Origin of the sequence: Sphingobium sp. CFD-2, from assembly GCF_024611135.1 — a bacterium.
In the GTDB taxonomy this organism is placed as follows: domain Bacteria; phylum Pseudomonadota; class Alphaproteobacteria; order Sphingomonadales; family Sphingomonadaceae; genus Sphingobium; species Sphingobium fuliginis.
In genome coordinates, this window is sequence record NZ_CP084405.1 from 1,464,881 (window position 1) to 1,478,039 (window position 13,159).

13 protein-coding genes and 1 tRNA gene are annotated in these 13,159 nt (G+C 63.3%); 5 read left to right on the top strand and 9 right to left on the bottom strand.

Annotated elements, in window-relative coordinates; translation table 11 throughout:
- Positions 1–281 precede the first annotated feature (281 nt).
- The 3 genes from ahcY to LDB29_RS07085 form a co-directional block, all read right to left on the bottom strand.
- Positions 282–1,691 carry an adenosylhomocysteinase gene (gene ahcY / locus LDB29_RS07075; RefSeq protein ID WP_044662340.1) on the bottom strand — a complete coding sequence of 470 codons (1,410 nt, stop codon included), beginning with the start codon at positions 1,689–1,691 and terminating at the stop codon, positions 282–284.
- Between the two features lie 121 nt (positions 1,692–1,812).
- The gene (locus tag LDB29_RS07080) at positions 1,813–2,364 is read right to left on the bottom strand and encodes a hypothetical protein (protein WP_025550884.1); all 552 of its coding nucleotides are present in this window, start codon (positions 2,362–2,364) and stop codon (positions 1,813–1,815) included.
- Positions 2,365–2,527: 163 nt separating this feature from the next.
- Positions 2,528–3,088, bottom strand: a complete 561-nt coding sequence (locus tag LDB29_RS07085) for a YqgE/AlgH family protein (protein WP_025550882.1) — start codon at positions 3,086–3,088, stop codon at positions 2,528–2,530.
- A gap of 146 nt (positions 3,089–3,234) precedes the next feature.
- Here LDB29_RS07085 and LDB29_RS07090 point away from each other — a divergent pair, with 146 nt between their 5' ends.
- Positions 3,235–3,717 (top strand): peroxiredoxin, encoded by a 483-nt coding sequence (locus LDB29_RS07090; RefSeq protein WP_025550880.1) that lies wholly within the window; start codon positions 3,235–3,237, stop codon positions 3,715–3,717.
- Positions 3,718–3,790: 73 nt separating this feature from the next.
- The gene (locus tag LDB29_RS07095; RefSeq protein WP_025550878.1) at positions 3,791–5,245 is read left to right on the top strand and encodes an AMP nucleosidase; all 1,455 of its coding nucleotides are present in this window, start codon (positions 3,791–3,793) and stop codon (positions 5,243–5,245) included.
- Positions 5,246–5,286: 41 nt separating this feature from the next.
- Here LDB29_RS07095 and LDB29_RS07100 read toward each other — a convergent pair whose 3' ends face one another.
- The 5 genes from LDB29_RS07100 to LDB29_RS07120 all read right to left on the bottom strand — a co-directional run bounded on the left by LDB29_RS07100 (position 5,287) and on the right by LDB29_RS07120 (position 10,432).
- The gene (locus tag LDB29_RS07100) at positions 5,287–6,060 is read right to left on the bottom strand and encodes an alpha/beta fold hydrolase (protein ID WP_025550876.1); all 774 of its coding nucleotides are present in this window, start codon (positions 6,058–6,060) and stop codon (positions 5,287–5,289) included.
- A gap of 7 nt (positions 6,061–6,067) precedes the next feature.
- Positions 6,068–6,748, bottom strand: a complete 681-nt coding sequence (locus LDB29_RS07105) for a DUF2238 domain-containing protein (protein ID WP_025550875.1) — start codon at positions 6,746–6,748, stop codon at positions 6,068–6,070.
- Between the two features lie 10 nt (positions 6,749–6,758).
- A complete protein-coding gene (locus LDB29_RS07110) occupies positions 6,759–7,784 on the bottom strand; it encodes an aspartate-semialdehyde dehydrogenase (protein WP_025550873.1) in 1,026 nt (341 codons plus the stop codon).
- A gap of 235 nt (positions 7,785–8,019) precedes the next feature.
- On the bottom strand, positions 8,020–10,239 hold the full coding sequence (locus LDB29_RS07115; protein WP_025550871.1) for a S9 family peptidase: 2,220 nt from the start codon (positions 10,237–10,239) through the stop codon (positions 8,020–8,022).
- 118 nt (positions 10,240–10,357) lie between these two features.
- Positions 10,358–10,432: transfer RNA gene (locus tag LDB29_RS07120), tRNA-Val, on the bottom strand.
- A 134-nt stretch (positions 10,433–10,566) separates the two neighbouring features.
- Here LDB29_RS07120 and LDB29_RS07125 point away from each other — a divergent pair.
- Positions 10,567–10,695, top strand: coding sequence for an entericidin A/B family lipoprotein (locus LDB29_RS07125; protein ID WP_007685859.1), 129 nt, complete (start codon positions 10,567–10,569; stop codon positions 10,693–10,695).
- Positions 10,696–10,712: 17 nt separating this feature from the next.
- Here the strand turns inward: LDB29_RS07125 and LDB29_RS07130 are convergent, their stop codons facing one another.
- The gene (locus tag LDB29_RS07130; RefSeq protein WP_025550870.1) at positions 10,713–10,901 is read right to left on the bottom strand and encodes a hypothetical protein; all 189 of its coding nucleotides are present in this window, start codon (positions 10,899–10,901) and stop codon (positions 10,713–10,715) included.
- A gap of 171 nt (positions 10,902–11,072) precedes the next feature.
- Here LDB29_RS07130 and hslV point away from each other — a divergent pair, with 171 nt between their 5' ends.
- Together hslV and hslU are read left to right on the top strand one after the other, a co-directional pair.
- Positions 11,073–11,639, top strand: a complete 567-nt coding sequence (gene hslV / locus LDB29_RS07135) for an ATP-dependent protease subunit HslV (protein ID WP_025550868.1) — start codon at positions 11,073–11,075, stop codon at positions 11,637–11,639.
- 117 nt (positions 11,640–11,756) lie between these two features.
- Entirely contained in the window at positions 11,757–13,058 is a 1,302-nt protein-coding gene (hslU, locus tag LDB29_RS07140) for an ATP-dependent protease ATPase subunit HslU (RefSeq protein ID WP_025550866.1), read from the top strand.
- Positions 13,059–13,159: the final 101 nt, after the last annotated feature.

A 13,159-nucleotide genomic window follows, 5' to 3' on the forward strand; every position in this document is an offset into this window, starting at 1 on the left:
TCCTTCTACCCGGAAGGACGGAGTCGCTCTCCCACCCGTTCAGCTTGCGCCTGTCGAAGCCCCGCTTCTTTCTCGAAGAGAAGCGCTCCACGGCAAGCCCAAAGAGACGGATATTGGGTGATCCGGTCCAGACCCGACAGCAACAGGGCTGAGTGCCTGGCTCTCTGCAAGAAGGAATGGAACTGCACGACCGGCTCACGGCAACCTGACCCGGCACAAAAGCACGTACCGCCCAAGCCCAAAAAAAAGGGGAGGCTCGATGCCTCCCCTCCCCATCCCGCTCAGTAGCGGTAATGATCCGGCTTGAATGGCCCTTCCTGGGTCACGCCGATATAGGCGGCCTGCTTGGGCGTCAGCTTCGACAGCTTCACGCCCAGCTTCTCCAGGTGGAGCGCCGCCACCTTCTCGTCCAGATGCTTGGGCAGCACATAGACGTCGTTCTTATACTCATCCGACTTGGTCCAAAGCTCGATCTGCGCCAGCACCTGGTTGGTGAAGGACGATGACATGACAAAGCTCGGATGGCCGGTGGCGCAGCCCAGGTTCACCAGCCGGCCCTTCGCCAGCACGATGATCTTCTTGCCGTCGGGGAACTCGACCTCGTCGACCTGCGGCTTGATCTCGGTCCACTTCATGTTGTTGAGGCCCGCGATCTGGATCTCGCTGTCGAAATGGCCGATATTGCACACGATCGCCATGTTCTTCATGGCGCGCATATGGTCGACGGTGATCACGTCCTCATTGCCGGTCGCGGTGACGAAGATGTCGGCGCGGGTGGCCGCCTCTTCCATGGTGACGACTTCATAGCCCTCCATCGCCGCCTGCAACGCGCAGATCGGATCGATCTCGGTCACCAGCACGCGCGCACCGCCATTGCGGAGCGAAGCGGCCGAACCCTTGCCCACGTCACCGAAGCCGGCGACCACGGCGACCTTGCCGGCCAGCATGACGTCGGTGGCGCGACGGATGGCGTCGACCAGCGATTCCTTGCAGCCATAGAGATTGTCGAACTTCGACTTGGTGACGCTGTCGTTGACGTTGATCGCCGGGAAGGGCAGCTTGCCCTTCTTCGCCAGTTCATAGAGGCGGTGGACGCCGGTCGTGGTCTCTTCCGACACGCCCTTGATGGCCTTGACCGTCTCGGTCAGATAGCCCGGACGCTCGGCCAGGAAGCGCTTCAGCGTCGCGACGAAGATTTCCTCTTCCTCGTTGCCGGGGGTGAACAGTTCTTCCCCGGCCTCGACGCGGGCGCCCCACAGCGCGAACATGGTGGCGTCACCACCATCGTCCAGGATCATGTTGCAGACCGTATCGCCCCAGTCGAAGATGCGGATGACATAGTCCCAATATTCCTCCAGCGTCTCGCCTTTGACGGCGAACACCGGGATGCCCCGCGCGGCGATGGCGGCGGCGGCATGATCCTGGGTCGAGAAGATGTTGCACGACGCCCAGCGGATTTCGGCGCCCAGTTCCGCCAGCGTCTCGATCAGCACGGCGGTCTGGATCGTCATGTGCAGCGACCCGGTGATGCGCGCGCCCTTCAGCGGCTTGGCGGCGCCGAATTCGGCGCGCAGGGCCATCAGGCCCGGCATTTCGGTTTCCGCGATTTCGATTTCCTTGCGGCCGAAAGCGGCAAGGCCGATGTCGCGGATCACATAATCCTGCGCCTGGGTGGCGGGTGCGGTGGCCACGAGCCTGTCTCCATATCGTTAAGATTGAGGCCGCCGCCCGAATGAACGAACGGCGACGATGGGCTGGGCTTTACCAATCGCCGCCATCCAAGGCAACTCAATATAAAGTTTTCTTTATGTCTTATTCGGCAGGACCGCGCACTGCGACCTTCACGGGCGCGCCGGATGAGGTCCCCTCCGTTTTCCGCACCTTCTCCACCACCGCCGTGACGATGTCGCACCGCGCGCCGGACAGATGCGGGCTGATCGCCGCCGCATCGGCGAGTTCCAACAAGGCCGACCGGCTGGGCGGCAGGGCGTTGGCGGCGTCCGTGATCGACTGGAGGTCGCGGCAGCCCAGCCCATCCGCGCCCGCGCCATAGACATTGGCGAGGCCCGTGACGTAATTGTCATAAGCCCCCAGCGCGCCGACCGGCCCGGCGGCCGAACGGAAATGCTCGCGCAGCTCGTCATTCACCTGCGTCAGCGTCTCGCGCTTTTCCCGGATGAAGCGGTTGTAGCTGGCAAGGAAGTCATGTCCCGTCGCCCGGCACCGCAGCGCAGATACCATCAGCATCATCTCGAAATCCCGGATTTGCGCTGCTTCCACGGCGGTCTGCTTCCAGCAGTTCGCCGCCGTGGCCGGCGCAAGCGGCATCGTCGCGGCAAGCGCCGCTGCGATCAATATCCTCATGAGTTGAACCCCCGTCCAATTGCCCGAGGATCAGGGTGCGCTCATCCGGTTGCCGGACTCTCAACGGCGAAGGTTAGCCGAATTTTACCGTAAAGGGTTCAGTTACGCCAAGGCAACAAGCCCCCAATGCAGCCATGCTTACGGCAACGTTCCGAAAGGCCGGTCAGGCCGATCCCGCGCCGCTGACCAGATGGGAGGCATCGACTCCGGCCGCGGCATAGGCGGCCGACCATTTCCGCGCCGCCGGCACGTCGAACAGAAGCTCAGGGGTGCAGTCGGTCGGAAACCAGCTTTCCCCGTTCATTTCCTCATCCAGTTGCCCCGCGCCCCACCCGGCATAGCCAAGCGCGACCAGATAGCGACTCGGCCCCTTCCCTTCCGCAATCGCCTTCAATATCTCCAGCGAGCCGGACAGGCCCCATCCTTCGCCCACGGCGACCATGTCATGACCGCTCCAGTCCAGGGAATGCAGGACGAAGCCGCGCCGGGGTTCAACCGGCCCGCCGCGCAGCACGGGAGAATCCGGAACATCGCCGGGTTCGATGTCGAAGCTCTCCAGCAGGTCGTGCAGGCTGACCCCGTCGATCTCATCGCTGACCGCGATCCCCAGCGATCCATTCTCGTCATGCACGCACATGGCGATGACGGAATGATCGAACCGCATGTCCTCCATTCCCGGCAGGGCAAGCAGGAACTGTCCGGCATAGGAGCGTGCTGTGGTCATGGCGCGACTATACGCCCCTTGTCGCCTTTGCCAATGGCGGGCCGTCGCTTGGGCGGGGCAGCGCGCCATATTCCATGGCTCCCCCTTGACAGACAGGGCGGCAGGGCCAACGTGCCGCGAACCCCAACAAGGCCAGGAGGCAGACGATGACCATTTCGAAGGGCGAACGCATCCCTAGCACCACTTTCGTCAAGATGACCGAAAACGGTCCCGAGCAGGTTGCTTCGGACGATTTCTTCGCGGGCCGCACCGTCGCGCTCTTCTCCGTGCCGGGGGCCTTCACCCCCACCTGCTCCGCGCGCCATCTGCCCGGCTTCGTCGATAAGGCGGAGGAACTGAAGGGCAAGGGCGTGGATGAAATCGCCTGCACCGCGGTCAACGACGCCTTCGTCATGGGCGCCTGGGGCAAGTCCGCCAGCGCCGACGGCAAGGTGACGATGCTGGCCGACGGCAATGGCGACTTCGCGCAGGCCGTCGGCCTTACCATGGACGGCAGCAAGTTCGGCATGGGCACGCGCGGGCAGCGCTTCTCCATGATCGTCAAGGACGGCGTCGTTACGGAGCTGAATGTCGAGGCGCCGGGTGATTTCAAGGTGTCGTCAGCCGAATATCTGCTCGACCAGATCTGATTTCCGGGGGATGTGCGCCCGCTATCCGGGCGCGCATCTTCCTTCGGTCATATAAGTGCGTTACCAAGGCTCGATGACAAGAAGCATCGGAAGTGCGATCGTCGCTGAACTCGACGACATCTATCGGAACTCCATCGAAAATCTTCGCGAGGCGATGCGCGCCTACGCCCGCGACGGCAGCGTACCGCCACCGGAAGCCAGGACGGACCGGCGTTTCTGCTATCCGGAATTGCGGATCACCCATCACGGCGAGTCGGACGCGCCGCCCCCCGGCCGCTCCTTCGCGCGGCTGTCCAAGCCCGGACGCTATGTGACCACCGTCACCCGCCCCGCCATGTTCGGTGACTATCTGGCCGAACAGGTCGACCTTCTCGTCCGCGACTATGGCGTAATGGTGGAAACCGGCATCAGCGACCAGCCCATTCCCTTCCCCTATGTTCTGGACGGGCTGGACATGAGCGCGCTGGATGGCACCCCGCCGACCGAACTGGCCCGCCACTTCCCGGCCACCGAACTGGCGGAAATCGGGGACGAGATCGCGGACGGCCTGTTCATGCAGGATGCGGAGGGCGAAAGGCCGCTCGCGCTGTTCGACGGCCTTCGTACCGATTTTTCACTGGCCCGCCTGAAGCATTACACCGGCACCCCGGCAGAGCATGTGCAGCGCTACATCCTGTTCACCAATTATCACCGCTATGTCGACGAGTTCGTGGCATGGGCCTGCGCCGAATTGCAGCGGGAGGGCAGTCGCTACACCGCGCTGTCAGGGGCCGGTGGGGTCTATGTAACGCCGGAAACCGCCGACCCGGCGCAGATGATCGCGGACAGCGCCTGGCGCAGGCATCAGATGCCCGCCTATCACCTGATCGCTCCGGACCGCAGTGGCATCACGCTGGTCAACATCGGCGTCGGGCCCTCCAACGCCAAGACGATCTGCGACCATCTGGCCGTCGTGCGGCCGGAAGCCTGGCTGATGATCGGCCATTGCGGCGGCCTGCGCCCCAGCCAGCGGATAGGCGACTATGTGCTGGCCCACGCCTATCTGCGCGACGACCATGTTCTGGATGAAATGCTGCCGCCCGAAATCCCGGTTCCCGCCATCGCGGAAGTACAGGTGGCGCTGGCGAAGGCGGCGGAGGCCGTGCTGGGCGGCGACGATCGGGAGGATTTCAAGCGCCGCCTGCGCACGGGCACGGTCGTGACGACCGACGACCGCAACTGGGAACTGCGCTATTCCAGTTCGGCGCTGCGGTTCAGCCTGTCCCGCGCCGTTGGCATCGACATGGAGTCGGCCACCATCGCCGCGCAGGGCTATCGCTTCCGCGTGCCTTATGGAACGCTGCTCTGCGTTTCGGACAAGCCGATCCATGGCGAACTGAAATTGCCGGGACAGGCCAATCGCTTCTATGAGGAAGCCATTGCGGGGCATCTGCGCGTGGGCCTTATGACCTGCGAACTGCTGCGGCAGGAGGGGCCGAAGCTCCACAGCCGCAAGCTGCGCGCCTTCAACGAGCCGCCGTTCCGCTGAAGCTTGCCATGCTCCTGCAAGGGCAGGAGCATGTGCATGGCTCAATCCGTCAGGAAATCCACCATCGCCTGCCCCAGCTCCTTCCGCGTCACCGCATTCATGTGGTTCCCCGGAACTTCGACATAGCGGCCGTGGGGCAGCAGTTCCGCCAGTTCCTGCGCGACGCCATTGTCCCGGTCATCGGCTCCGCAAATCACCTCTATGGGCTGCTGGAACCCGGCGATGACCTCCCTGGGCGTATCGACGAAGGTGTTGAGGATGTGCAGCATCGCGACCGGATCGCCCTTGGTGGTCTTCAGGAAGGCTTCCGTCATCCATTCCGACGTCCCCCGCTCGAACGTGCCGAGGTTGGTGAGGACATTGCGATAATAGCCGCCATTGTCGAGCGTCTGGACCAGACCGCGCAGCCCCATGCCGGCCAGGATCACCCGGCGCGGCGTCGCGCCCCGCGCCAGCATCCGCACCGTCGTCCGCGCCCCCAGCGAATAGCCGCCCAGATCATAGTCGGTCAGCCCAAGCTGCTCGACCAGCGCCAGCCCGTCCTCGGTCAGCGCGTCGGGCGGGTAAGCGGCGGCATCATGGGGCTTGCCGCTTTCGCCATGCCCCCTAAGGTCGGGCAGGATGAGGCGAAATCCCGCCTCCACCAGCTTCGCGGCATGGCCGTAACGTATCCAGTTGGTGTAGGCATTGGAGAAATAGCCATGGATCAGAACCAGGTCGCGGCCCTGCCCCACCACATGCACGGCAAGGGGAAGCCCGCCCAATCCCTTGATCTCCAGCTTCTCGATGGGCAGGTCGGACGTGGGGCCGGACATGAGCGGGCTACTCCTTGGATGAATGCGCGTGCGGCGATATGGCCTTGCCCTCTCCTTGTCGAGTAGAGAGAAGCCAGACAAGTGCGAGGACGCTCCCGATCTGCGCGGCCGCCATGTCCTTTTGCGGGTCCCACATGTCGCCCTGCTGGCCATTATACCAGTCCGCCGTCTGGCCGGCGGCCACCACGCTCAGCAGCCATTCGAAAATCTCGTAGACAGCGCCCACGAACCCGACGGAGACAAAGGCGAAAACAAGGCTCCAGCCCGTCCGCATGACGCCATGACGCCGCGCCGCTTCCGCGAAGGGCGCTGTCAGGAGGGCGCCGAAGGCGAAATGCACCAGCCGGTCATAGCCGTTGCGCGCCAAGCCGAAAGTGCCGGAAATATCATGGCCGCTGATCGCCCGCGCCCAGATGTCATAAGGTACATAGGAATAGATGTACCGCCCGCCCAGCGTATGCAGCAGCAGGAACAGCAGGACGCACGCCACCGATCCGTTCGACAGCGGCCATCGGCGCAACAGCCAAGGCGAGACAAGGATGAGCAGCGCCGTCGGCCCATGCTGGAGCGGCGCCAGTTCGGGATAGGGCTGATCGACATTTGCGGCGACAATGGCCGCGACCAGCAGAACGATCATCCGGCGCTGCGCGGCTGGAACGGCTTTCCAGACAGCAGCGCCGGAGATCATGGGAAGGGCCTCAGCCCTTCTTCAGGTGACGGCGGCCCAGCAGTTCCGCGATCTGCACCGCATTCAGAGCCGCGCCCTTGCGGAGATTGTCGCTGACGCACCAGAGGTTCAGGCCATTGTCGATGGTCGAATCCTCACGCACGCGGCTGATGAAGGTGGCATAGTCGCCCACGCACTCGACGGGGGTGACGTAACCGCCGTCCTCGCGCTTGTCGACCAGCATCACGCCGGGCGCTTCACGCAGGATATTCTGGGCCTGCTCCGCCGAAATCTCATTCTCGAACTCGAGATTGATCGCCTCGGAATGCCCGACGAACACCGGCACGCGCACGCAGGTCGCCGTGACCTTCACCTTGGGATCGAGGATCTTCTTGGTTTCCGCAACCATCTTCCACTCTTCCTTGGTCGAACCATCGTCCAGGAAGACGTCGATATGCGGGATCACGTTGAAGGCGATCTGCTTGGTGAACTTCTTTGGTTCGGCCGGATCGCCGACGAAGATGTTGCGCGACTGCTCGAACAGCTCGTCCATGCCCGCCTTGCCCGCGCCGGAAACCGACTGGTAGGTGGCAACGACGACGCGCTTGATCGTGGCGGCGTCATGCAGCGGCTTCAAGGCGACCACCATCTGCGCGGTCGAGCAGTTGGGGTTCGCGATGATGTTCTTCTTCTTGTAGCCGTCGATCGCATCCGGATTCACTTCCGGCACGATCAGCGGCACGTCCGGGTCCATGCGGTAGAGCGACGAATTGTCGATCACGACGCAGCCCGCCGCAGCCGCCTTGGGCGCATATTCCGCCGTCGGGCCGGAGCCTGCGGCGAACAGGGCGATGTCCCAGCCGGTGAAGTCGAAATGCTCGATATTCTTGCATTTGAGCGTCTTGCCGGTGTCACCGAAATCGATTTCGGTGCCCTGCGACCGGGGCGAGGCGACCGCCGCGATCTCGTCAATAGGGAACTCGCGCTCGGCGAGAATGGTCAGCATCTCGCGGCCCACATTACCGGTGGCACCAACGACGACGACCTTGTAGCCCATGACTTAACACTCCACTCCATGCAAAATTGCGGAGTGGGCGCCATAGCGGCATTGCGCCGTTTGTCCAGTGACAAGCCGTTTATTGCGTCAAAGCTTGGCTTGCATGGCGGACCTTGCCCTGCCCCCTTCCCTTACACCCTCCCTCCGTTCGGGCTGAGCCTGTCGAAGCCCTTCACTTTCTTCTCAGAGAAAGCCCTTCGACAGGCTTGGAGCGAACGAAGGACAGGGTTCAGAATTATCGAGATTGAGGCCCCGTCCCATGCCGCGCCAGGAAATCCTCGATGGTCCGCCACAGATGCACGCTGATCCCCGGCCCGCCGACGCGGTGCGTCTGGCCCGGATAGACCATCATCTCGAACGGCACGGCGGCGCCCTGCATCTTCGCCACCAGCGCCGTCGAATTGTCGAACACCACATTATCGTCCGACATGCCGTGGATCAGCAGCAGCGGGTCCCTGATCTTCACCGCCTCATCCACCGCGCCGGAACCGGGATAGGCGCTGGGCTTCTCCTGCGGCCGGCCCAGATAGCGCTCGGTATAATGGGTGTCGTATAGTTCCCATTTCGTGACCGGCGCGCCCGCCACCGCCGCAGAGAACACCCCCGGCGCCTTCTCCAGCAGCTTGAGCGACATATAGCCGCCATAGGACCAGCCATAGGTCGCGATCCGCTTGGGATCGACATAGGGCTGGGTCTTGAGCCAGTTCACGCCCGCAAGCTGATCCTCCACCTCGACCGTACCCATGGCATGGTAGATCTGGTCCTCGAACGCCTTGCCGCGATCGGGCGTACCCCGATTGTCGACGGCAAAGACGATCCAGCCCCTGTCTACCAGATATTGGTAGATGGGCGATCCCCATGAATTGGTGACCTGCCGTCCGGCGCCGGGCCCGCCATAATGGAGCATGAAGACCGGATAGCGCTTCCCTGCCTCCAGCGGCGGCGTCATGATCCGGGTGTAGAGCGTCGAGCCGTCCGCCGCCTTGATCGTGCCGAACCGGGTCTTCACATGGCTGGCCCAATAGGGCGCATAGGGGTGGCTGCCCCGAACCGCATTCTCCGACAGCCAGTTCAACTGCTTGCCCCCGCTGTCGGCCAGATAGACCTGCCTGGGCTGGTCGCTATTGCTGCGCGCGACCACGATGCGGCTCGCCGCGCCGTCCATCACGGCGTCGTTCCACCAGCCCGCCGAGGTCAGCTGCCGCAGCGGCCCCGCCTTGGCGAGCGGCGCGGCATAAAGCTGCTGCTCCAGCGGCGTTTCCCTGTTGCCGGTGAAATAGACGAGGCCCTTCCCCTCATCCACGCTCACCACATCGCGCACTTCCCATTCACCGCTGGTGAGCGGCGTCCACCGGCCGCCCCGCACATGGTAGAGATGTCCATGGCCGGTCTTTTCCGACCACCAGAGGAAGCTGCCATCCTTGAGCGGCGTGAAATTGTTGCTGAGGTTGATCCAGCTCTTCGCCCTTTCGGTCAGGATCACCCGCGCCCTGCCGGTCGCCGGATCGACGGCCAGCAGGTCGAGCGTCTTCTGGTCCCGGCTCTCGCGCTGGACGTAAAGTGTTCTGCCATCCTTGGACCAGTCGACGCGGGCGAGATAAACATCCTTCTCCGTGCCGAGATCGACCTTGACGGGCTCCCCGCCCTCCGGCTTCATCACATACAGTTCGATCAGCGCATTGGGCGTTCCGGCCGCCGGATAGCGCTGCTCATAGACCTTGGTGCCCTCGCCGCCGATGGCCGTGCGCGTGACGATGCCGACCGGGCTTTCGTCCACGCGCGCAACCGCGATCAGCCTGTCGTCGGGCGACCACCAATAGCCGGTGCGCCGGTCCATTTCCTCCTGAGCGACGAACTCCGCCACGCCCCAGCTCACCGTGTCGCTGGCGCCCTGGGTCAACTGCTTCTCCGCGCCGCCCATTGGCTGAACGAAGAAATTGCCGCCGCGCACGAAGGACACATAGCCGCCCCTGGGACTGACCACGCCGTTCAACTCGCCATCGGGCGTGTCGGTGAGACGCGTGACCTTCCCATCCAGCGCGGCCAGATAAAGGTCGCCGTCGACCGGCACGAGGATGGACTTGCCATCCGGCGCCCAGTCATAGCTGACGATGCCGGTGCTGCCCGCGACGGAACGATCCCGCTCCCGCTGCATCTTCTCCGCCTCGGAAAGCGCCGCGCCGCTGCCTGTCTTCTTCGAATCGACCAGCATCCGCTCCGCGCCCGTGGACGTATCCACCGCCCAAAGGTCGAGCCGTTCCTTCTCATCCGTCCGTGGCTTCAGCAGCGTCACCAGCTTGCCGTCGGGCGACAGCTTCAATGCCCTTGGTTGCGGGCCGGAGAGGTCCGGACTGGCGAACACCCGCTCCAGGGTCAGCTTTTCCTGCGCCTGGGCGGACATCACGGAAAGCAACAGCGCGCCGACAGCCGCGCCGCTTTTCAGATATGGCGACATTTTCATCCCTTGCCTCGCGGCGAAACCGCCGCATCACATGGCGCAGAGAATTAGCGCCAAGCAGATGAAAAGATCAATGTTGGGAAATAATATTTCTCCGCCATGATCGCCCGGATCATGGTGGGCGCGACAGGGATTGAACCTGTGACCCCACCCGTGTGAAGGGTGTGCTCTACCGCTGAGCTACGCGCCCCCTGTAAGGAGGAGGCGGCCATTGGCATCCACCGCGCCGCCTGTCAAGCATATCGGACAAGCTATTTTCCGAAAATGGACTTATCCGCTTCATCCGCGTTATAGTCGATACGCTTTCAGAAGGAGTGCATATTCATGCGTCAAACCGTCGCCCTGGTCATTGCCGGGCTGCTTCTCACCTCTTTGGCCGCCTGCAACACCGTGAAGGGTGCGGGCCGGGACATCGAATCCGTCGGCCGCGCCGGGGAAAAAGCCATCAACTGATCCGGCGGGACCGCCGGTTACTGGAGGATGCGGCCGGCAACGGCCGCATCCTTCTCCAGGCGGACGCCGTCGCATTCCGGCTCGCCACAATCGCAGGCGGCGATCGTATAGCGTACGCCGCACATCACCAGCACGTCCTGGTCGAAGGAATAGTTCGATATTCCCGCACGTTCGACCTTTTCCTGCGCTCTGGCCTTGAGGGTCATGATCCTGCCTCTCTGCAACATGCCCGAATGATTGTTGCTGCGTTGCACAATGTCAATTGCGCCAGATTGGTTCCTGAACGAATTGAAATAAATCTGTCCAGAAAATGACACGATCCGGCGCTTATGCAGCGGATGCTTGCGCGCCGTCACCATCGCTCCCATATGCCGGCCATGAATGACCAACGCTCCCATTCCATGCCGGTCTGGCATGGCACGACCATCATGTCGGTACGCAAGAACGGGAAGGTGATCGTGGCCGGCGACGGCCAGGTCTCCATGGGCCAGACGGTGATGAAGCCCAACGCCCGCAAGGTCCGCCGTCTCCACGATGGATCGGTCATCGGCGGCTTCGCCGGCGCCACGGCGGACGCCTTCACCCTGTTCGAACGGCTGGAGGCCAAGCTGGAGCGCCACAACGGCCAGTTGATGCGCGCCGCCGTGGAACTCGCCAAGGACTGGCGGACCGACAAATATCTCCGCAACCTGGAAGCAATGATGATCGTCGCGGACAGGGAAGTGACGCTGATCCTGACCGGCAATGGCGACGTGCTGGAACCGGTTGGCGGCGTCGCGGCCATCGGTTCGGGCGGCAACTTCGCCCTCGCCGCGGCGCGGGCGCTGGTGGAATATGAGGAAGATGCCGAAACCCTGGCCCGCAAGGCGATGAAGGTGGCGGCGGACATCTGCGTCTACACCAACGACCAGCTCGTGGTCGAAGAGCTGGAATCTGTAGCTTGAACCCCGTTCGGGCTGAGCCTGTCGAAGCCCCCTCCTTTCTTCAGAAGCAACGCCCTTTGACATTTGAATGAGCCAGGCGGCTCATGAAGACAGGGCGAACGGATTTTTAGAGATCCCATGAACGACAATCTGACACCCAAAGCCATCGTCTCCGCCCTCGACGCCCACATCATCGGCCAGGCCGACGCCAAGCGCGCGGTCGCCGTCGCGCTGCGGAATCGTTGGCGCCGTCAACGCCTCTCCGCCGACCTGCGCGACGAGGTGACGCCGAAGAACATCCTGATGATCGGCCCCACCGGCTGCGGCAAGACGGAGATCAGCCGCCGTCTCGCCAAGCTGGCCGACGCGCCCTTCGTCAAGGTGGAAGCGACCAAATTCACCGAGGTCGGCTATGTCGGCCGCGACGTGGAGCAGATCGTCCGCGATCTGGTCGAGGAAGCCGTGCGCCTGGAACGCGACCGCCGCCGCGAAGCCGTGCGCGAAGCCGCGTCTGAAGCCGCCATGGCCCGCCTGCTCGACGCCCTCACCGGCAAGGAAGCGAGCGAGGCGACCCGCCTCTCCTTCCGCCAGCGGATCGAGAACAACCAGATGAACGATGTCGAGGTGGAGGTGGAGGTCACCGACAGCCCCTCCATGCCGATGGAAATCCCCGGCATGGGCGGCCAGATCGGCATGATCAACCTCAGCGACATGATGTCCAAGGCCTTCGGTCAACAACAGAAGAAGCGCCGCAAGCTGCGCGTCGCGGAAGCCTGGGACAAGCTGGTCGAGGAGGAGCAGGACAAGAGGCTGGACCAGGACGATGTCGCCCGCGTCGCCATTTCCAGCGCGGAGCAGAACGGCATCGTCTTCCTCGACGAGATCGACAAGATCGCGGTGAGCGACGTGCGCGGCGGCTCCGTCAGCCGCGAAGGCGTGCAGCGCGACCTGCTGCCGCTGATCGAGGGCACGACGGTCTCGACCAAATATGGCCCGCTCAAGACGGACCATATATTGTTCATCGCATCGGGCGCTTTTCATGTGGCGAAGCCCAGCGACCTGCTGCCGGAATTGCAGGGCCGCCTGCCGATCCGCGTCGAACTGAAGGCGCTGACGGAGGATGATTTCGTCTCGATCCTCTCCGACACCAAGGCGAGCCTTGTTGCGCAATATCGCGCGCTGCTGGCGACCGAGGGCGTGACCATCGACCTGACGCCCGACGGCATCCGCGCCGTCGCGAAGATCGCGGCGGAGGTGAACAGCGAGGTCGAGAATATCGGAGCTCGCCGCCTCCAGACGGTTATGGAAAAGCTGCTGGAGGATGTGAGCTTCGACGCCGAGGATCGCCAAGGCGAAACGCTGGTGATCGATGCGGCCTATGTGGAGAAGCAGTTGAGCGCAGTGGCGCGCAACACCGACCTCAGCAAATATGTGCTGTAAGGGCGAAGCTAGCCCTTATTAACGCCGTGTTCCTGCCTGCGCAGGAACACGGCGTATTTACAGACGCCTCTGTCAATCAAGCGAAGTCAGAAGCGGTTCCG

What these genes read in the sequence shown, in the direction of transcription:
- LDB29_RS07080 (WP_025550884.1), bottom strand. Translation starts at nt 2,364, where the DNA reads ATGAGGATATTGATCGCAGCGGCGCTTGCCGCGACGATGCCGCTTGCG.
- LDB29_RS07085 (WP_025550882.1), bottom strand. Translation starts at nt 3,088, where the DNA reads ATGACCACAGCACGCTCCTATGCCGGACAGTTCCTGCTTGCCCTGCCG.
- LDB29_RS07090 (WP_025550880.1), top strand. Translation starts at nt 3,235, where the DNA reads ATGACCATTTCGAAGGGCGAACGCATCCCTAGCACCACTTTCGTCAAG.
- LDB29_RS07095 (WP_025550878.1), top strand. Translation starts at nt 3,791, where the DNA reads ATGACAAGAAGCATCGGAAGTGCGATCGTCGCTGAACTCGACGACATC.
- LDB29_RS07100 (WP_025550876.1), bottom strand. Translation starts at nt 6,060, where the DNA reads ATGTCCGGCCCCACGTCCGACCTGCCCATCGAGAAGCTGGAGATCAAG.
- LDB29_RS07105 (WP_025550875.1), bottom strand. Translation starts at nt 6,748, where the DNA reads ATGATCTCCGGCGCTGCTGTCTGGAAAGCCGTTCCAGCCGCGCAGCGC.
- LDB29_RS07110 (WP_025550873.1), bottom strand. Translation starts at nt 7,784, where the DNA reads ATGGGCTACAAGGTCGTCGTCGTTGGTGCCACCGGTAATGTGGGCCGC.
- LDB29_RS07115 (WP_025550871.1), bottom strand. Translation starts at nt 10,239, where the DNA reads ATGTCGCCATATCTGAAAAGCGGCGCGGCTGTCGGCGCGCTGTTGCTT.
- LDB29_RS07125 (WP_007685859.1), top strand. Translation starts at nt 10,567, where the DNA reads ATGCGTCAAACCGTCGCCCTGGTCATTGCCGGGCTGCTTCTCACCTCT.
- LDB29_RS07130 (WP_025550870.1), bottom strand. Translation starts at nt 10,901, where the DNA reads ATGACCCTCAAGGCCAGAGCGCAGGAAAAGGTCGAACGTGCGGGAATA.
- hslV (WP_025550868.1), top strand. Translation starts at nt 11,073, where the DNA reads ATGAATGACCAACGCTCCCATTCCATGCCGGTCTGGCATGGCACGACC.
- hslU (WP_025550866.1), top strand. Translation starts at nt 11,757, where the DNA reads ATGAACGACAATCTGACACCCAAAGCCATCGTCTCCGCCCTCGACGCC.